We start from the raw sequence: 19,641 nt of genomic DNA, 5'->3' as shown, positions 1-19,641 counted from the left end.
AAATGGAAAATATAGTTAATTATCGCGCAAAGATCCAGCAAAAGTTAACAACAAAATTTCCTGGGTTAAGTAACTGGTCATATTTAACGGCCTTAGCAATTTATATTTTAGCAATGTCTTTAAAAGGTACAATGCTGGTCAATTTTTTGATCACGGAGCGAGGGTTATTTTATCTTTCAGCTTTACCGGCAGCACTTGTTCTATTTAAAGTAACGTTTTTAGATAATTATGATTGGAAGGAATATATAATTTTTATCCTACTAGAGATCATTTTATTCGCAGTAGGTACTAGTGCAAATGAATTCCAAATATTTTATCTGATGTTCTTTATTGTAGGTGCTAAAAATATCAATATTGATCGAATATTAAAGGTGTTCTTATGGGTCAATTTATTTGTTATCGCTCTAGCATTCTTCTTCTCAACGGTGGGAAGCGTAAAAAATGTCATTATTACTAGAGGGGATTCTCCCGCTGTTAGATATGCCTTAGGGGCTGTTTATCCGACTGATCTGGCATCAAGGGTGTTCTTTATGATGATCGCATATGCAGCCTTGAAACGCTTTAAGTTTTCAATAGCGGAGTATGTATCGTATATTGCACTAACTCTTTTAACTTATATTGTCACAGATACGCGGATCGATCTAATGCTGATGTGTGTATTGATCGTTAGCATCGTTCTTTATGGACGTTTCGATGCATTATTCAAGCATGTGAATGTTTATGTATTGTCGTTATTGAGCACAGCTTATGCGTTTTGTATCATCTTACTAGGTTATCTTTATACACCTAGAATAGGTTTACTAGAAAAAATCAATGGTTTTTTATCAGGAAGATTATTTTTTGAAAAAGTCGCTTTTGAAAATTATAACGTACCTCTTTTAGGCCAATTTATCTACCAAAATGGCTTTGGTGGAGGTTTTAAAGTGCATGATTATTTCTATATAGATTCATCTTTTGTAAGAACACTGATGATGCATGGATTGATCGTTTTTGTACTCATGCTATTACTGATTTGTCTATTGTTTGCCAAATTTAAGAAATTAAATCTGAATTATTGGATAATTTGTTTGATTTTAGTAGTTTTGACTTCTGGAATCGATCAACATCTTTGGGATATTTCATATAATTTTGTTTTCTTAGCTTTGATGGCAAATTTAAATGTAGAAGATAAACTAAATTAAAAATGGCGTTTCACTCGGTGATGCTGCGAGTGAAACGCCATTTTTTTAATTTACAAAGTTTTTTAAAGTAGCTTCAAAGTTATCAAAATATTTTTTGGGATAAAATGCTTGGATACTCTGCTTGATGGCTTGTTCAGTCAATTGAGTATGTTCTAAGTGTTCCATTTGTTCAACTAATTTAGAGACATCGTGTAGCGGATAGCTAAAGCCATTGATACCAGTTTTCAATACATCATGATAGCCATTAAACTCACTACATATTACCGGTATACCATGGGCAATAGCTTCCAACATTATCATTGGTAGTCCTTCATAGGTTGATGTCATGAGTAGAGCTGTTGGCTTTTCTTTTATCTCATGCCAAAGCTCAGGGGTATATCCATGCCAAATTATCCGTTGATCAACATTCAGTTCTCGAGCATACTCTTGACAACGCTTGACATCTTCTCCAGTACCAAAGACATCTAGGGTTGCACTCTCAGTCTTAGAGATAGCATAAATCATTTCTTTTAGATTTTTTTGTCCTTCAAAAATAACTCGACCAGCATAAAAGAATTTTGGTAGAGGCGAATTTGATGTAGGAATAGATGTTGCTATAGGATCAATTGGATTGAAAATTAGACTTATTTTTTCGTCGGGTACGCCATAGCTCAATAATTGTTCTTTAATTGTAGAACTGATAGCCAGATGTCCATCAGCTAGTGGAACAGTAGTTTTAGCATTGAACATATCTTGATCATCAAGTGAAAAATGGATCCAAGATATTATTTTATACTTACGCTTGAAGATACTTCTTATTTTAGCGCCTAATTTTATCATCTTAGGGCTAAGTGAGATGAAGCAAGTATCCGCTGAAGCCAGTAAAAACTTTTTAGTGATTGTAAGTGGTTTGTTTATTTTGCCTGAACAAATACTGATCTGTATTCTAGAATCAAGTTTAGTTAAAAAGTTTTGTTGAGGTGGGGCATTAGTTAAGATGAGTTCAATCTTGTGATGTTCACAAAGTTGATTTAATACTTTAACTAAAACCGTTTCGGTACCACCAGTGCCAGAGAGTTCCATGCATAAAAATTTTAATTTCATGAGTTATTTTCCTTTTGTTCATTTTGTTTGCTTCTAAGTTTAAATAGCAAGATCGCTAAAGAAGATAGATGTAATTTTAGGAATAACCCGGGAAGTAGATGAGGTGTCAGACATTGTTTTAGTGTGACCTGTTCAAGTGCTTTTTTAACTACTGGAGCAGTAATGACCTTATCTAATTCTGCTCTTTTTTGTTTATTAGAGGCAGGGTTACCTAGAGTATATATTAAGCGTACTGCGATAATATTAACTTGGATCAAAGTATAGCTTAAAAAACTTTGTTTAATTACTTGAGGTTGTGAGTCAATGAATTCTTCAGCAATATTTAGCGCATTTAGATAAGCTTGGATTTTTTTTGTATCAAAACTTCTAGTTGCGGATGGTGTATCGATCGTGTAGTGATATAAAACCAGTGCAGAAGTTGTGATCGACTCACAAGCAGCAGTATAACGAATCAGAAATTCACTGTCTTCAGACATAGTAAGCTCTTCATTGAAGTAGATATCATTATCGATCAACAAGGAACGCTTAAAGAATTTCCCCCAAACTGTCATATAGTTAGTAGGTTTTTCAAGCATTCGACACCGAACGTCTAAACTGTTGGATGATGGCAAAGTGAGATCGACAGTGTGTTTTCCGTGTTCAAAGCTAAAAATCTGTAGATCGGCCGGGTTCTTTTTGGCTTGGCTCAAAGCCTTAGGAAGAGCGGATCTGAGATAGTGATCATCAGCATCTAAAAATGCGATCATTTGTCCACGAGCATGTTTGATACCTGTGTTACGTGCGTGACCAACACCTTTTCCAGCGGTCAAAACACGTATTCGTTGATTCTGTAAAGCAAGTTGGTTAGCTAAGATCAAAGTATTATCTTTTGAACCATCGTCAATGATCAATACTTCATATGTTTGATCGATAATTGAATTTGTAACGCTCTCTACTGCTCGTTTTAAAGTTTTCTCTGAATTATATGCTGGGATTATAAATGAAATTAACGGCATACACAACACATCCTTATAAAAATTTTTAAAAAAGGTGCATGCAAAAAGCATGCACCTTTAAGGATCAGTAGGCACTATTGGGTTTAAATAAAATCTTGATAGTCATAAAGAGGATCTTAATGTCAAACCAAATACTGCTTTTTTGAATATATTCTAAATCTAGTTGGACCATTTCATGAAAACCAACTGAATTTCTAACTGTAGCTTGCCAAAGGCCGGAACAGCCTGGAACTACGAGGAGTCGTTGCATATCATAGTCAGTATATTCAGCAACTTCACTAGGTAATGGTGGACGAGGACCAACTAAGCTCATATCTCCACGGACGACATTGAATAGTTGGGGCAATTCATCAATACTTGTCTTACGGATGAAATGGCCGATCTTTGTAATACGAGGATCATTTTTCATTTTAAACATGGGTCCGTCAACTTCATTTTGTTTTTTTAGTTCGGCTAAGCGTTTATCAGCATCAACATGCATTGAGCGAAATTTGAACATATCAAATTCACGTTGTCCTTTGCCGACACGCTTTTGTTTATAAAAAACAGGACCATTGTCTTCTAATTTTATCAAGAGTGCTACAATTAGGAAAAGTGGACTCAAAATGATCAAACCACAAAGACTAGCTATAAAATCAAAAATACGCTTAATTATGTGATAGGTTCTTTTTTTAGCAAGCATATCTTGATCAATTATTATTTTTGATGACTGCTTCAATACCCTCACTCCAAGATTAAAAACTGTTTTCGTAACGTTGGTGGAAGAACTTAGCTTTTAAGAAAGCTGACCCTTTTTTCCACCAATTAACACCTTCAATATATACAAGCGGGAGCTCCTTTATTTCTGAAGGAGAAATATTTCCCCACTCTATTTGTTGTTGTAACCAAACGTTAAAAATTATTTCACTCACGCGTCCATAGAAACGTTGCTGGAAGGCAGAAAATTCTGTAGAACCTAATTTTTTTTCTAAGTCAGATAAAATACCAAATAACCAAGTACAGTACTGATCCATTAAATCTTTTCGCATAATAGCCATATTAAACATATAACCTGATGTCTTACTTAAAACCTTATCATATGTTGTTAAGTAATCCGGATGTTTTTTGCTGATTATTTCACGTGTTGCATCTAACTGATTTGAGTAATGTGTATGCTTATAGTGTGAATATAGTGTTTCAATATAATAGTGTCTTTTCTTAGGTAGTATTATATTATAGTCCTCTAACAAGGGGAGTAGTTCCTCACTTGAGATGACCCAATCAAGACGGTTCTTTCCAGGATGGCGTTTAGCACTAAAATAACGACGATAGTGTGCTAAACCAATATAATCGGCATCTAGATTTTTCCAAGCCCAGTATAAACCAGTCAGTTCACTGTAGCTGTCATTTTTTTGAGAGATATTCTCCCCAACATCATCTTTTTGATAACCTAGATCCAATTCAGGATGTAAGGCAACCCCTACCTGCAATGGTATATACATTTTATCAGTCGGCATTGCATATTTTTTATGCGTTGCCACAATAATTTTGACTTTATTTTCCAAAACGAGCTCCTCAATATCTCTATTTCCATAAAAAACTAACCCATACTTAGATACAGGTTAGATTTAACCACTAATTGGTATTTTTATAATTTCGTTGTTTTCTCTCGTATTCTTCATAAGCAACGAATCGTTTTTTTCCACGAGCACTACGAATTTTTCCAAAATTGACAGGACCAATGATAACGGGGAGAAAAACACGGACAAACTTTCGAAAAATTGAAATTGGTTCGTTTCCCCATGATTTTAGCAGTAGATGATTGCTAAAATTAGTTTTTTGATCATATGAAGGAAATTCAAAGTATTCTTTTGGAAAAATCGCTGTTCCATCAGACAAAGATAGTTGATGATTTCCAAGTGTAAAATCCGGGTAATAGTTTATTAGTTCCTTAGTGATCAAAGCATTGTTAGTCACTTCGACCGTACCATCCGCAATGCCACTAAAGTCTAGTTTAGCGTACTTATCCAATAAACGAGTGATAAAATCGTTATTAGGCTCACTTGCAATAACTGCGGTACTAATTGCGTTATCGTACATAAAACCCCAGAAAGCATGTCTATCTAATAACTCATCAAAACTCTTATTGACCATAATATCAGAATCTAGATAAATTCCACCAAATCGATTCAAAACATCTAGCCGAATAACATCTGAAGCGTATGCAAATTTTTTCTCATTAAAAGCAACCAGTGCAAATTTATTTTGGTTTAAATCCCAATTATGTTGATTCCACTCGATAATTTCATAGTCTGGTAAATAGCGTTTCCATGAATTTATACATTTGACGACCTGGGTAGGCTTATCAGCATCGCCCAGCCAGACATAGTGAATTTTTTTGGGTATCATACTTATCTAGTCACTTTCATATTAAAATATTACAAGAAAATAATACCATATAATTACGCAAGATGCTAGTTTAGACAGATAACAGTGATTATTTTTCATGGGAATAGCGAGCCCGCAAGCCCCAAAGGATCGAAACGGTGTCGATGACTTCTTGAAACATTGCGCCCACGATCGCTGGGATCCATCCAGTGCTAGCAACTAACATTAAAAAGACACAGATAAAGATCCCGATCAAAACAGCTTGGCGTGCAATGCGTAAAGTATCTTGGGCGATCTCAACGGCCTTAGCGACTTTTAGCAGGTCATCTTTTAAGATCACAACATCGGCTGATTCACTGGCTGCTGTGGCTCCATGGGCCCCCATGGCGATCCCGACATCAGCGACGGTCAATGAAGGGGCATCGTTGACTCCATCGCCGACCATGATAACGGGATGCTCACTTTCAGGTACTGCTTTTAAAGCCTGGATCTTTTCTTCAGGCAGTAATTTTGCCCTAACATCATCGATCCCGACTTCTTTAGCGATCGTTTGGGCAATAGCTTGTTGGTCACCAGTCAACATCATCAAGTGTTTGACTCCATGGTCGCGTAAAGTTTGCATCGTTTGAGCAGCTTCAAGGCGTAATTTATCGATGAAAGTGATCGTCCCGATATAGCGGTCATTTAAACTAATATAGACACAAGTTTGGGTCGTTTCAGCGACTTGGGCTGTTGGGGCAACAAACGAAGCTTTTCCGACTTTAATAGTCTGACCAGCGATCTGTGCTGTGACCCCGTTACCTGTGACCTCAGATAGTTGCTGAACTTCTAATAAGTTAACATCATGTTTAACCGCATAATTGAGTAAGGAACGAGCTAGGATGTGGCCGGAAGATTGTTCAGCACTAGCTGCGTAACTTAAAAGCTCTTCTTTGGTCGTACCTGCTACGGGTTTGATCTGATCGACAAAGAGGCGACCACTGGTGATCGTCCCGGTCTTATCAAAGGCGGCTGTTTTAGCTGTTGCCATCTTTTCCAAGACACTGCCGGTTTTGACCACGATCCCATTACGTGACGAACGGCTCATCCCAGATACCAAAGCTACTGGGGCCGCTAAGATCAATGGACAAGGTGAAGCTACGACCAAAACTTCGGCAAAACGTACTGGGTCTTTAGAAACAAACCAAGCGATTCCAGCGATCACAAAGGCGATCCCAGTAAATGGAACGGCATAACGGTCAGCCATTCGGACAAAATGAGCTGGGGTACTGTCGGCTTGTTTGACCAGTTGGATCAAACGTTGATATTGACTATCTTTAGCGAGTTTATCGACTGTCATTGTTATCGCAGAATCACCATTGATCGAACCAGAATAGACAGTATCGCTAACATTTTTGGTGATCGGTCTAGATTCACCAGTCAAGCTCGACTCATCAAACATACTACTGCCTTTGATGATATGCCCATCGACAGGGACAGTCTCGCCGGGTTTGACGACCAATTGATCGCCGATGTTAGCTTCATCGACTTTGATATCGACAAGTTTGTCAGCCACGACTTTGTGAGCGGTCTGTGGTGAATTGTCGAGCAAAGCTTTTAATTCGGTATGTGCTTTTTTAGAAGCATAATCTTCAAGCGAATCACCGCCGACCAACATGATCAAGACGATCATTGCAGCCCAATACTGCCCTACAGCAAGTGTAGCAGCCACAGCAGTGATCGCCAGCAGATCGACCCCATAGCTACCCGAGCGTAAGGTTTTGATCATTTCTTTTAACATGGATAAGGCGATCAAAGTTCCTGTTATCGTAATAATGATCTGCGCGACCAAGGCAAGCCCAAAGCCAAATTCTAAGACCGCTGAGAATAATGCGATCGCAATGATCAAGCCTAATTTAGTTGAATGTTTCATAATTAACATCCCCTCGTAAAAAAATAATTTCAGTTCTACTTTACTTAAACCGTAACACCAAAAACAACTAAAGTAAATTAGAATCGTTCTAAATAATAATGATTCTCAATTAGAGGGGATGAAATCTTGATTTGGTAGGGTTTGTATGTTCAGGTGAAAAAGGGTGTAATTGAAAAAGGTTATCAATTAGAGGGATCAATGTATAAAAAGGCATAAAATGTATATTAATACAAAAAAACAGCCACCTAATACATGTCGTATTGGATGGCTGTATGGTATTAAGCTTCAGTTTTCTCTGGCTTTTCAGCCAATGTGATCACGCCCACAGCGTTTAGCCCTGTATGTGTCATGATGATCGGACTTGTTAGGCGTGCGATGTAGGTCGCTTTACTATTTTCTGGTAAGATCGTTTCTTTGATCTTTTCCAAAAATTCTGGATCGGTCCCGACATTTGACAGCGAAAGAGCTTGGATCGGATTATCTTTGTGTTGTTCTGCTAATTCTTTACAGTGCTTGATGAAGGTCTTGCGACTTCGACCCTTGGTAAAGACATCAAGGCTGTGTTCATTTAAGCGGACGATGATCTTTAAGTTGATCAGTTTTGTCAAAGCACCAGCAAAACGACTCACACGTCCACCAGCAACAAGGCAGTCGAGATTATCTACCAACACGTCGATCGTTGTGCGTGAGTAGATATCAGCACAGTGTTCTTTGATCTCGGCGATCGATCTGCCTTCTCTTGCGTCTTTAGCAGCTGCTAAGACTTGGAATGCTAGTCCACGGTCAGTCGATTTGCTATTGATCACAGTTACATCAGCTTCTGACATATCAGCTGCACTGAGCGCTGTTTCAAAAGTTCCGCTCAAAACATCGGAGATCAAGATCGCTAAAACTTGGCTACCATCTTTGCCTAATTCATCGAAAGTATCGATAAAACGCCCCATTGCTGGTTGACTGGTCTTAGGGATGTTACCCTTGCGCAATTCTTCAACTAGTTGTTCGCGACTGATGTCTTCACCATCAATGTAGTTTTTACCATTCACCTCGACTGAAAGCGGAATGACCGTAATATTATTTTCTTTTATCTCTTCAGGTGTTAATTGAACAGATGAATCCGTAACGATTTTGATCGGTTTTGTCATAAGTATTTACTCCTTGGATCAAGCTCTATATTATTAATCATTTCCATTATATTATAACTTTAATAGCTTGTGAATCAATAAGAAATAGAATCCAAGTCTAGTAAGATAAAGCGTTTTTTATAAATGATCGTACCTTTGCTTGAGGCGATCTTTGATGAGTTTGACTTCACTTGCAGATGTGACCCCACTTTCACGATAGATCAAAGTGATGATCATTGTTAGATAATCATCTAAAAAAGCGGTAAGTGATAAGGTATCAAGTTGCTTTTCTAAGTTGCAAAGTGAGTGGTCGTTTGGTAAGTCCAACGAAAAATCAGCATTTATCTCATGGATGATCTGGTGGAGTTTATAGTAGATGGTCGTTGTTGTTTTTAAGTTGCTGAGATATGTTTTTTTATTGATAGGTAAGACATAGCGCGTCTTATCATCATGATCAAAGATGAAAGTGATATGGTCTGGGTCGCTGAAATAATCATAATAAACGTGATCAAGTCTGACCCAACTGGTCGCATGACGGGTATAGCCACTTAAAGGGACAAGTAAGATCTTTCCCCAGACATAGGGCAGACATGGTGTTTTTTTAGCAAATGATCCGACTAGTGCGCGTGTTAATAAAAGCCCAACTGGCTGTTGTTTGATGAATTGATTGACTAAACGTGTCGTCTCTTTGTCACTGATAATGATCCCGCGTTTAGTATCTAAGATGAGTGAGCGACAGTTCTTTAGTCCAAGATCGTGACAATCCCAGACTAAAAGAAGGGTCTGTTTGTCCAAATATGCGTCAGCATCAAAATATCCTTGTTGATAGAGTTTGACTAAACCAGCATGGTCAAAGGAAATTGTTTCCATAAAATTCACCTCTTATAATTTTAGGTTTTTCTTAACTACTACCGTAATATCTCACAATTATAAAGTTTATTAGACTTATTTTTAAGGCTATAAAAAATTATGTTTGTGTTATAGTAGCTGATAGATAGCTTAAACCCTATCATAACAGGGTTTTAAGAGAACTAAAAAATTACTTGCAGTTTTTTTGCGGTAAGATGCAGGTTTTTTTCAGTTCATATAGGTCGTATGCTGAAAACAGTTTAGGGCCCTAGACAAACTTTATCAGTAAAGGGAGTCTAGTTTATGTATGAAAAAGGATTTGCATATTTATTGCAAGGAGAACATGAAAAAGTTATCTATGGTGTTTTAAAGTATCTGCATGTATCGCGACAAGACTCAGATTATGAAGATCTAGTGGTAGAAGGACAGATCGCTTTTGCCCAAGCTTATTGTGCTTATTGCCAAACACATGACAGTGTTACAGAAGAAGCGGTAATGCCTTATCTCTATCAGAAGGTCAAGTGGCGTTTGTTAGACTTATTGCGTAAACAGACGCGAACTAAGCAAAGAGAATGCGGGTTGCCAGAAAATGCTGATGAACTATGGATAGTTGCAAATTGTCAAAATGATGATGTTATTATAAGAGATTTATTGGAAAGGTTATGGAACTTGTGTACACCAAAAGAACGTAAATTTTTAGAACTACAGCTGTATTCTAACTTAAATTTAGTAAAAACAGCTAAAATGTTGGAAATTAGTCGAAAAACAGTGTATAACTACAAAAGGAGCATTTTACGTAAATTAGATTCATTGTGAAATATATATAAAAAATTATATATATTATTTTATTGGGTCGTTAATAATGTTTCGTAACCTAATATTAATCTAAGTAATAAAATTTGAAGTTTAGTTACTTAATTTGAAGTATTCTAATTACTACTTAGCTATAAAGATGGTGGCTAAATTAGCTTAGTTAGGTAGTTAAATAAGAGATGGTTTTACAAGGGAGCATGGATGGAAGATTTTGCATACAATATAGTATACGCTGTAAATGATGATTTTTGTGAGATTATGGGTGTCTCTATTGCATCATTGCTAGAAAATAATAGTGAAATTTTGAAGAACTTGAGGATCACCGTATTATCGAGTGATATTACAGATGAAAATAAGAAGAAAATTGAGCAAATTTTCATAAGATTTGGGGCGGTTATTCCAAGATGGATCGATGCTACTAATACAGAAACTAGGTTGAAATATAGGGTGACTCTTGATAGGGGATCTGTATCACAATACTCACGTCTATTCATAGATAGAATTTTTGATGATTCAGTTTCAAGAGTATTATACTTAGATGCTGATACAGTCATTGAAAATTCTATTAAAGAGTTATGGAATCTAGACTTGGAGGATAACACAATAGGGGCATTAAAGGATGCTTTTAGTAAATACTATAGGAAAAACGTAGGCCTAGAGGAGAATGACATAATGTTTAATTCTGGAGTGATGCTAATTGATGTAAAGAAATGGAGAGAAAGAAATGTTGAAAAAAGATTATTAGATTTTATTGCTGATCATAGGGGATATATTCAACAGGGAGATCAGGGAGTATTGAATGGTGTTCTCAGTAAGGAAACATATCCGTTAACACCTAGATATAACTTGATTTCAGCATTTAGTATGTTTTCATACAAACAGATGATTCTATATAGAAAACCAGTTGCTTGTTACTCAGAGAATGAAGTGAACGCAGCTGTAAAAGATCCGGTGATTATACATTATACTAGTAACTTTTTTTCTGACAGACCTTGGTATGAAGGTTGTAATACGAAGTATGCCAAAAAATGGGTAGAGTATAGGAATTTAACGCCTTGGAAAAATAATAAGCTAAGATCCCCTAACAAGAGTTTGCTTTCAAGAATTTATAATGTATTACCAGATACTGTAGGGTTAAGATGTGCATCTATTTTCCAAGCATATTTAAGACCTCTAAAAAATAGATTTATAATTCTAATACGTGGATTTTGAATGTAGTATTACACAAGATTATTAGATTATATTTGTAAAAAAAAGAAACAGACTAAAAAAGTTATAAGGATAAAGAAGTGTGATGTTATTTTAGAGACTTATTATATGATTTATATGCATAAAAAGAATGAGGATTTCTAGAGTAAAGGACTGCGTGCTAACTTAATACTGGTGGGAACGCTAAAAGCGTTGCATAGAAAGGACTAACCTGATGAAAAACTTACTTGTAACAGGCGGTGCCGGTTTTATCGGTAGTAACTTTGTCCGCTACATGCTCGAAAAATATCCTGAATATAAGATCGTTAACTTAGATCTGTTGACCTATGCTGGTAATATTCATAATTTAGATGATCTAAAGGACAACCTTAATCATATCTTTGTTCACGGCAATATTACAAACCGTGAATTGGTCGAACATTTAGTTAAAGAACACGATATCGATACGATCGTAAACTTTGCGGCTGAAAGCCATGTTGACCGTTCGATCTTACATCCAGAAGTTTTTGTAGAAACAAATGTGCAAGGTACGTTAGCACTCTTACACGTAGCTAAGACAATGGGCTTAGAAAAATATTTGCAAGTTTCGACTGATGAAGTTTATGGTACTTTAGGTAAGGAAGGATACTTCAGTGAAACGACACCATTAGCACCTAACTCACCATATTCAGCAAGTAAAGCCTCTGCTGATCTGTTAGTTCGTGCTTACTATGAAACTTATGGTCTAAATGTGAATATCACACGTTGTTCAAACAACTACGGACCATACCAATTCCCTGAAAAATTGATCCCGTTGATGACATCAAATGGGATGGATGGTAAGAAATTACCGATCTATGGGGATGGTAAAAATATCCGCGATTGGCTTCATGTCTACGATCACTGCCAAGCAATCGACCTTGTTTTACATAAGGGTCGCAAGGGGGAAGTTTATAATGTCGGGGGACATAATGAACGGACAAATAATGAGATCGTACACTTGATCGTTGAACAACTTGGTTTAGGTGAAGATGCAATTGAATATGTTGCTGATCGTTTGGGACACGATCGTCGTTATGCGATCGATCCAACAAAGATCGAAACTGAACTCGGTTGGAAGCCAAAATATACTTTTGATACAGGTATCGTTGAAACTGTTAATTGGTATTTAAACAACGAAGAATGGTGGCGCCCACTAAAAGAACGTGCAGCCTTGAAGTAAATAATGGTAAGAAGTTGGTGATAATTGCATGTATCAGTTTTATTAGTAATAAGCTTTAAAAGCTGAATTTGGAAATAAAAAGTTTTGAACTATGTAATGTAGTGAATTACTAAGTAGTTTAAAAGATAAGAATTTTTTAGGAGAATATTAATGAGTGAACAAACGAATAATACAGTTGATTTAAATAGAATTTTTTCAATTTTAAGAGCTAATTTGTTAAATATAGTTTTGTGTGCAGTTGTGGGAACAGTTATTGCGCTAATTGTGTCTTATTTTTTTGTAACTCCAAAATATAGTTCTACAATTGATTTGTTAGTAAGTCAAAAAGATACAAATACTCAGACTCAATATACAGCACAACAAGCAGATTTGCAGGCAATCAATACGTACAAGGATGTGTTAAAAAAATCAATAATTTTAACACCCGTTTTAAAGAAAATACGTGAAAATGTGAATTATCAAGGTGATTTATCTGATTTACAAAGCTCAGTTGATATATCTAATCAGACAAATTCACAAGTTATTAGTGTAACGGTAACTGATAAAAATGCATATATAGCTACTGATATTGCGAATGAAATCGGAACGATTTTTACAGAAAAAATAAAAAAAATGATGAAGATTGACAATGTGACAGTTGTAAATAAGGCAACTGTAAACCCAACACCTGTTTCTCCAAATAAAAAATTAAATGTATTAATTGGACTACTATTAGGTAGTCTTATTGGGATCTGTATTTCCTTGATCAAAGAATTATTAGATACAACTGTTAAAGATAGTAATTTTTTAAGGGAAGAATTGGATTTAATAAATTTAGGGTTTATTTACCACATAAATAACGGAAATAAGGATTATCGTGTTGTTGAAGTTATTACAGATACAAGTAATGAAGAAGATCGACGAATTTAGGAGAAGAGTCAAATGAAATTTTTTAAAACAAAAAAGCAACTGGATGTTAATAGCATGGAAAACGGTGTTCGAATGATAACGGTAACGGCGCCTAATTCTACAAATACTGAACAATTTAATACAATTCGAACGAATATTGAATTTTCAAATATAGATAAACAATTAAAATCAATTGTATTGACATCTTCTTCGGCTTCCGAAGGAAAATCAACGATAGCAGCAAATTTAGCGGTCTCATTTGCAAGACAAGGTAAAAAAGTATTGCTTATAGACTCTGATTTACGTAGACCAACTATTGAAGCTACATTTAATATTATAAATCCGATTGGCTTGACAAATTATCTAACTGAGCAATCAGTCTCTGTAAATGATATTTTTTATAAAACATCTATTGATAAATTGTATATTATTCCAAGTGGTCCTATTCCACCTAACCCATCAGAGTTAATTGGGTCAAAAAAAATGGAAAAGTTGATAAAAATGCTGGAAGATGCGTTTGATTTAATTATCTATGATGCTCCCCCAGTACTATCCGTTACTGATGCACAGATTTTATCAACAAAAGTAGATGGTACGATTATTGTAGTTAGGGTAAATAAGACGGAAAAAGAGGCTGTTAAGCAAGCTGTTGAATTAATTAAACATGTTAATGGGAAAATTATTGGGACTATTTTAAATGATGTCGTTGGGGAGTCGAATGGCTATTATGGATATTACGGGAAAAATGATAAAAGATAAGGAAGATGTGTATGCCTAATCTAGTTGATTTACATTGTCATATTTTACCGGGAGTAGATGACGGCTCTCCGGATTTAGAACACTCGCTACAGCTAGCATGTCAAGCTGTAGCTGATGGGGTAACACATATTTTAGCTACACCACACCATTTGGATAAAAATTATGTTAACCATCATAAAGCAGTTATTGAAAAGACTGCAGAATTTCAGGCTGCCTTGTGTGAGAGAAAAATACCTTTAAAAGTTTTTCCGGGACAAGAAATTCATATAAATGGTAACTTGTTGAGTAACTATGATGATTTTTTAGGTACAGATATTAAGAAGAACTACATATTACTAGAGTTACCTCACGGGGATGTGCCGGCGTATACTGATAGGATTATTTTTGAGCTAAGGAAAAGGGGGACAACGCCTGTAATAGTTCATCCAGAGCGTAATTTAAAAATTCAAAGTGATCAAAATATTTTATATAATCTTATACAAAAAGGAGCTTTGGCACAATTAACAGCAACTAGTTATATAGGAGGTTTTGGAGAACATGTAGCAAATATTTCGAGAAGTTTGATTTCTCATGGCTTGATTCATGTCGTTGCTTCGGATGCACATGTGTTACCCGGACGAAATTTTGTCTTAAGGGAATCAATAAATGAAATTGCTAAAGAATTTGGTAGGCAACAAAGTCAATTTTTTAAGAACAATGCAGAATGTTTACTTAACGGCATTGAAATAGTTCAACAACCATATAGCCCGATTATTAAGAGAAAGAAACGTTTCTATATATTTTAGTAGAGTAGTTGTTTATAGATATAGAATAATGTCAAATATATTGATTTGAATGTAGAATTATTTGGGATAGTGGAGGCATATCATACATGGTTAGAAGAATATTACACTTTGAGATGACAGATAATATAGGTGGAATTGAAACTTTTATTATGAATATGTATAAAAATATGGATTCAAATGATATTAGGTTTGATGTTATAACGACTAGTCGAGATAAAATACCATTTGAGGAGAAGTTGAGAGAACAAAATTCAAAGATTTATCATATACCATCACCTAAAAATATATATCTATATGTAATGGAAATTATACGTATAATAAGGAGCAATAATTACGATATTATACATATTCATAAAAATTCTTTAGTAAATATTATTCCAATAATTATTGCATATAAGATCAATGGTAGCCGAGTTATTGTTCATGCACATAATACGGCTCCTACTAAGGGAAATTTGAAATTTTTGCATTATATCAATAGGTGGTTACTCAAAAGTATGAATATACGAAGAGTGGCATGTTCTAGAAAAGCAGCAAAATGGATATTCAATACAGATATTGCTGATCAAGTATTGATTATTCCGAATGGGATAAAACTGGAGCAATACGCTAGAAATAAAATAATTAGAGAGAAAATACGAAGAAAATATAGTTTAGATAGTGATGATATATTAATTGGAAATGTTGGTAGATTAACTAAACAGAAGAATCAAGAATATCTTATAGAATTGCTTGAGAAACTTGATGAAAAATTTAAGTTGATTATTATTGGTGATGGTAAGCTAAGAAACACTTTAATTAGTAGTGCAAAAAGGAGAAAAGTTTTAGAGCGGATAATATTTACGGGAGCTGTACAAAATGTGAATGACTATTTACAAGCGGTAGATATATTTGTAATGCCATCATTGTTCGAAGGGTTACCTATTGCTGGGATTGAAGCTCAAGCTATGGGGATTCCTGTTCTCGTATCAGATGCAGTTTCAATCGAACTGAAGCTAACCTCAAATATTGAATATTTGAGGTTAGCTAATCAGGAACAGTGGATAAACCATATAAAAAAATCTGTAGGGAAAGTTAACCATGAATCGATTGAACAAATAAGGGAAAATGGATATGACATTAGTCAAACAAGAATTAAAATAAGACAATTATACAATAAGATACTAGTGGGGAATAATGATTGTGAGTAAAGTTAGTGTAATTATACCCAATTATAATGCTGAAAGATATATTGAATTATGTTTAGAATCAATAAAAAAAAATAAAAGTGAGCTGGAGATAATTATTATTGATGATGGATCAATTGACGGTTCACGTAAAAAATTGAGTAAATTATCAAAAGAAGATTCGAGAATAGTTGTTGAATATCAAGCAAATATGAATGCGTCCGTTGCAAGAAATAGAGGAATGGATTTAGCTACTGGCCAATATATTATATTTGTTGATGCAGATGATATTCTGGAAGCAGGAGCAATTGATTTGATGGTTGAAAGTATGGAAGAGTATCAAGTTGATTTAGTGATAGGGAATCATATTTTGGTGGATAAATCAGGTAAGTTAATTAATAAAAGTGATGATTTTATAGAAAAAAGTTATATAGAAAAGAATCCAATGAATCTGGTTGATAAAGTTCCAAATCCACCAAATAAACTTTATAAATTGGAAATAATTAGGAGAAATGGTATATCTTGGGGGAACGTTAGAATTGGACAAGATATTAATTTTTATCTAAAATATTTGTTATTTTGTAAAAATGTAGCACTATTAAGTAATGTGGTTTATAGTTGGCGAATTCTATCTAGTAGTATGAGTCATAAGCCATCTCTTAAGATTTTGGATATTGTGAATTCATTTAAAAATATACGAAATTATTATATTTTAATGAATAGAGAGAAATTATACGTAAAGTATATACAATGCATAGAGTTTGAGCATTACAATCGTCAAATGGAAAAACAAAAGTACTTCCAGGATAGAGCACAGAGGAGATTTATAGTGTCATATTTTTCATATTTCTTAAAAAGAATAATGTCACAAGGAATAAAAAAAAGTGTAAACTTTCCTAATTATAAAAAACGATATTTTACATGTAAAATAAAATTAACATGTAAATCTTTATATGTATCAAAGTTATATAGTCGTATGATGAAAAATAGATAGGGGATGTTAGCGAGTGATCATTTATATTTTGATGTTTATTTGCTCATTGTTTTTTATCTACATAGGCGAGCAATTAGATGTGGAAAAAAATTTAAAAAAAACTGCAGTATTGGTGGGAAACGCAGTGTTCTATGTACCAAGTATCATCAAAATGACAACGATAGGTGGGATATATTTACTTGCTATATTGCTTCCTAGTTTCTTAGCGGGATATAGAGATTATACAATTGGAACTGATGTTTTAGTGTATGGAAATATTTGGTTCCACAATGCGATACTATCAAATAATTTTTGGAATTATTTGGAATGGGCTAATAATAGTTCAATAGGTGTGTTGTATGCAACGTTTAATTATGTAGTATCTAGATTTACATCTAATGTTCATATTTTTTATTTCTGGTATAGTTTTGTTGAAACTGCGCTAGTCTTGATGACACTACGCAAGAACAGGATCGATATAGTGTTAGGAATGTCAACATACTATTTTTTATTTTTCAATTTAACATTGAATATATTAAGACAAAGTTTAGCAATGATAGTTATTGTATGGGGATTTAACTATGTTACTGAAAAGAAATTATGGAAGTATTTGTTAATTATTTTGATTGCAAGTGGTTTTCATAGTACTGCAATGATAGCAATTATTATCTATCCACTATACTGGATTGCGAATAATAGAGAAAAATTACTGAATGTATTTGTATTAAGTGTATGTATACTGTTCATTGTGTTTTCTGAAAAATTAACAGTGCTTGCTTTAAATATTGGAATGTTGAATGAACGATATTCTGATTATTTGATGAATTCAAATATTAGGGGGGGCTTTTTTGCACACTTATTATTTTGTTTACCGATACTAATTTTATATTTAACAGCAAAAAATAATATTGGTGGTAGTAGAGATAGTCAGAGATATAATGGATTTAGACTAATAGTAGCATTCACAACTGTTTTAAGTGGTTTTAACTTGAAATATGTGTATTTGGGCCGAGTTACTCAATATTTTGATTTTTTGTTTTTATTAGCTGTTCCATATATAGGGAACAGGTATTATGTGAAAATAGGTAGATATAGAGATACACTAGTAACAAAATTATTAATATATATATATCTAATCACATATTGGATTATTATTTATGGAGTACAAAATTCTGGTGAGACTGTTCCATATATTTTGAATTTTAACTAAGGAACACGGGAGATACGATGGAAAAAATAAAAATTGCAGTGTTTTTACACGGATTATCTGGTGGTGCTGGACAAGTTGTTATAGATTATTTTAGTCATATGAAATATAGAGAAGACTATGATATAGATGTGATTACATTAAATGTTGAATCAGATAAGCTACGTAGAAGGTATGAGTCGGCTGGAATGAGAGTATTGTTAATTCCAAGTAAAAAAGAATCTATTTTGAAGAATCTGTTATCAATGTATCATATTTTTCGAAGAAAAAAATATGATATTGCTTATGGACATATGACATTAACCAACTGTTTTCCGTTTTGTATAGCAAAGTTGTGTGGTATAAGAACGCGAATTAGTCATTCACACTTAGTAGTCTCACCAACTATTTTTAATAGAGTATTAGCCAAGGCAACTCAGCTATTTTCGACAGACTATTTAGCTTGTGGGATAGAAGCTGGAAAGTCTTTATATGGTGATCATCCATTTGAAGTGTTTAATAATGCAATTGATTTACAAAAGTTTAAGTATAACAGTTATATACGATACAAAATTCGGAAGAACAACGATATTACTGATGACAACTTTGTGATTGGACATATAGGTCGTTTTGATAAACAGAAAAATCACGATCAGTTAATTGATATTTTTAAGGTGATTGTATCTGAGAACAAAGATGCCAAACTTATATTGATAGGAGATGGGATACTACTTAGTAAAATCAAAGAAAAAGTTAAAAACTATGGTATTGAGAAAAATGTTATTTTTACTGGGGCCATAGATAATGTGGCAGAATATATACAAGCAATGGATGTTTTTGTGCTTCCTTCTTTATATGAAGGATTGTGTTTATCTGCTATTGAGGCTCAATGTAGCGGAGTTCCTTGTGTGTTTTCTGATACTGTGTCTATAGAAACAAAAAAAATAGAAAATGTTTATTTTGTAGGTTTAAATGATAGTTCCGAAAAATGGGCTAGGGAAATACTAAGCATGGAAAATACTATGCGGGAAAAAAAGAGCATACAGATATTAAAAGAGTATGGATATGATATAAATATTGAGGCACAGAGACTGGATGTGTATCTAAGAAATAGTTTGACAGGTAAATAGTGTGGATAAAATTATTGGAGGAA

19 protein-coding genes are annotated in these 19,641 nt (G+C 34.3%); 11 read left to right on the top strand and 8 right to left on the bottom strand.

What is annotated here, in order from left to right; translation table 11 throughout:
* The first annotated feature begins 2 nt into the window (after positions 1–2).
* Complete coding sequence (locus tag LMU01S_RS02955) at positions 3–1,181, top strand: hypothetical protein (RefSeq protein WP_056958472.1); 1,179 nt, start codon at positions 3–5, stop codon at positions 1,179–1,181.
* A 45-nt stretch (positions 1,182–1,226) separates the two neighbouring features.
* On the opposite strand, the gene LMU01S_RS02950 is transcribed toward LMU01S_RS02955, so the two are convergent.
* The 8 genes from LMU01S_RS02950 to LMU01S_RS02915 form a co-directional block, all read right to left on the bottom strand.
* Entirely contained in the window at positions 1,227–2,264 is a 1,038-nt protein-coding gene (locus LMU01S_RS02950; protein WP_056958474.1) for a glycosyltransferase, read from the bottom strand.
* Complete coding sequence (locus tag LMU01S_RS02945; RefSeq protein WP_056938486.1) at positions 2,261–3,259, bottom strand: glycosyltransferase family 2 protein; 999 nt, start codon at positions 3,257–3,259, stop codon at positions 2,261–2,263. Before LMU01S_RS02945 ends, LMU01S_RS02950 begins: the two co-directional genes overlap by 4 nt.
* Before the next feature lie 64 nt (positions 3,260–3,323).
* The gene (locus LMU01S_RS02940; protein WP_174519375.1) at positions 3,324–3,941 is read right to left on the bottom strand and encodes a sugar transferase; all 618 of its coding nucleotides are present in this window, start codon (positions 3,939–3,941) and stop codon (positions 3,324–3,326) included.
* 52 nt (positions 3,942–3,993) lie between these two features.
* Complete coding sequence (locus LMU01S_RS02935) at positions 3,994–4,803, bottom strand: DUF4422 domain-containing protein (RefSeq protein WP_056958478.1); 810 nt, start codon at positions 4,801–4,803, stop codon at positions 3,994–3,996.
* 70 nt (positions 4,804–4,873) lie between these two features.
* A complete protein-coding gene (locus LMU01S_RS02930) occupies positions 4,874–5,647 on the bottom strand; it encodes a glycosyltransferase family 32 protein (protein ID WP_056958479.1) in 774 nt (257 codons plus the stop codon).
* An 88-nt stretch (positions 5,648–5,735) separates the two neighbouring features.
* Positions 5,736–7,538, bottom strand: coding sequence for a heavy metal translocating P-type ATPase (locus tag LMU01S_RS02925; RefSeq protein WP_056958482.1), 1,803 nt, complete (start codon positions 7,536–7,538; stop codon positions 5,736–5,738).
* Positions 7,539–7,816: 278 nt separating this feature from the next.
* Positions 7,817–8,680, bottom strand: a complete 864-nt coding sequence (locus tag LMU01S_RS02920) for a DegV family protein (protein WP_056958484.1) — start codon at positions 8,678–8,680, stop codon at positions 7,817–7,819.
* Between the two features lie 117 nt (positions 8,681–8,797).
* Positions 8,798–9,529 carry a hypothetical protein gene (locus LMU01S_RS02915; RefSeq protein ID WP_056958486.1) on the bottom strand — a complete coding sequence of 244 codons (732 nt, stop codon included), beginning with the start codon at positions 9,527–9,529 and terminating at the stop codon, positions 8,798–8,800.
* A gap of 282 nt (positions 9,530–9,811) precedes the next feature.
* On the opposite strand from LMU01S_RS02915, the gene LMU01S_RS02910 reads away from it, so the two are divergent.
* From LMU01S_RS02910 to LMU01S_RS02865, 10 genes are all read left to right on the top strand, one after another.
* Positions 9,812–10,324: a sigma-70 family RNA polymerase sigma factor gene (locus LMU01S_RS02910; RefSeq protein ID WP_056958487.1), complete on the top strand. Its 513-nt coding sequence runs from the start codon at positions 9,812–9,814 to the stop codon at positions 10,322–10,324.
* 198 nt (positions 10,325–10,522) lie between these two features.
* Positions 10,523–11,533, top strand: coding sequence for a glycosyltransferase family 8 protein (locus LMU01S_RS02905; RefSeq protein WP_056958489.1), 1,011 nt, complete (start codon positions 10,523–10,525; stop codon positions 11,531–11,533).
* 211 nt (positions 11,534–11,744) lie between these two features.
* Positions 11,745–12,731, top strand: a complete 987-nt coding sequence (gene rfbB / locus LMU01S_RS02900) for a dTDP-glucose 4,6-dehydratase (RefSeq protein ID WP_056958491.1) — start codon at positions 11,745–11,747, stop codon at positions 12,729–12,731.
* 150 nt (positions 12,732–12,881) lie between these two features.
* Positions 12,882–13,640: a YveK family protein gene (locus LMU01S_RS02895; RefSeq protein ID WP_056958493.1), complete on the top strand. Its 759-nt coding sequence runs from the start codon at positions 12,882–12,884 to the stop codon at positions 13,638–13,640.
* A 12-nt stretch (positions 13,641–13,652) separates the two neighbouring features.
* Entirely contained in the window at positions 13,653–14,378 is a 726-nt protein-coding gene (locus LMU01S_RS02890; RefSeq protein ID WP_056958495.1) for a CpsD/CapB family tyrosine-protein kinase, read from the top strand.
* Between the two features lie 5 nt (positions 14,379–14,383).
* The gene (locus LMU01S_RS02885; protein ID WP_056958497.1) at positions 14,384–15,163 is read left to right on the top strand and encodes a tyrosine-protein phosphatase; all 780 of its coding nucleotides are present in this window, start codon (positions 14,384–14,386) and stop codon (positions 15,161–15,163) included.
* An 86-nt stretch (positions 15,164–15,249) separates the two neighbouring features.
* Complete coding sequence (locus LMU01S_RS02880) at positions 15,250–16,353, top strand: glycosyltransferase (RefSeq protein ID WP_056958499.1); 1,104 nt, start codon at positions 15,250–15,252, stop codon at positions 16,351–16,353.
* Positions 16,346–17,323: a glycosyltransferase family 2 protein gene (locus tag LMU01S_RS02875; protein WP_162258473.1), complete on the top strand. Its 978-nt coding sequence runs from the start codon at positions 16,346–16,348 to the stop codon at positions 17,321–17,323. The genes LMU01S_RS02880 and LMU01S_RS02875 overlap by 8 nt, the downstream gene beginning before the upstream one ends.
* A 13-nt stretch (positions 17,324–17,336) precedes the next feature.
* Positions 17,337–18,512, top strand: coding sequence for an EpsG family protein (locus tag LMU01S_RS02870; RefSeq protein WP_056958502.1), 1,176 nt, complete (start codon positions 17,337–17,339; stop codon positions 18,510–18,512).
* Positions 18,513–18,529: 17 nt separating this feature from the next.
* The gene (locus LMU01S_RS02865) at positions 18,530–19,618 is read left to right on the top strand and encodes a glycosyltransferase (protein WP_056958504.1); all 1,089 of its coding nucleotides are present in this window, start codon (positions 18,530–18,532) and stop codon (positions 19,616–19,618) included.
* The last annotated feature ends 23 nt before the right edge of the window (positions 19,619–19,641 follow it).

Origin of the sequence: Ligilactobacillus murinus DSM 20452 = NBRC 14221 (genome assembly GCF_001591685.1) — a bacterium.
Taxonomy (GTDB): Bacteria; Bacillota; Bacilli; order Lactobacillales; family Lactobacillaceae; genus Ligilactobacillus; species Ligilactobacillus murinus.
The sequence above is the reverse complement of the archived record's forward strand: the minus strand, read 5'-3'. Positions and strand labels throughout refer to the sequence as shown.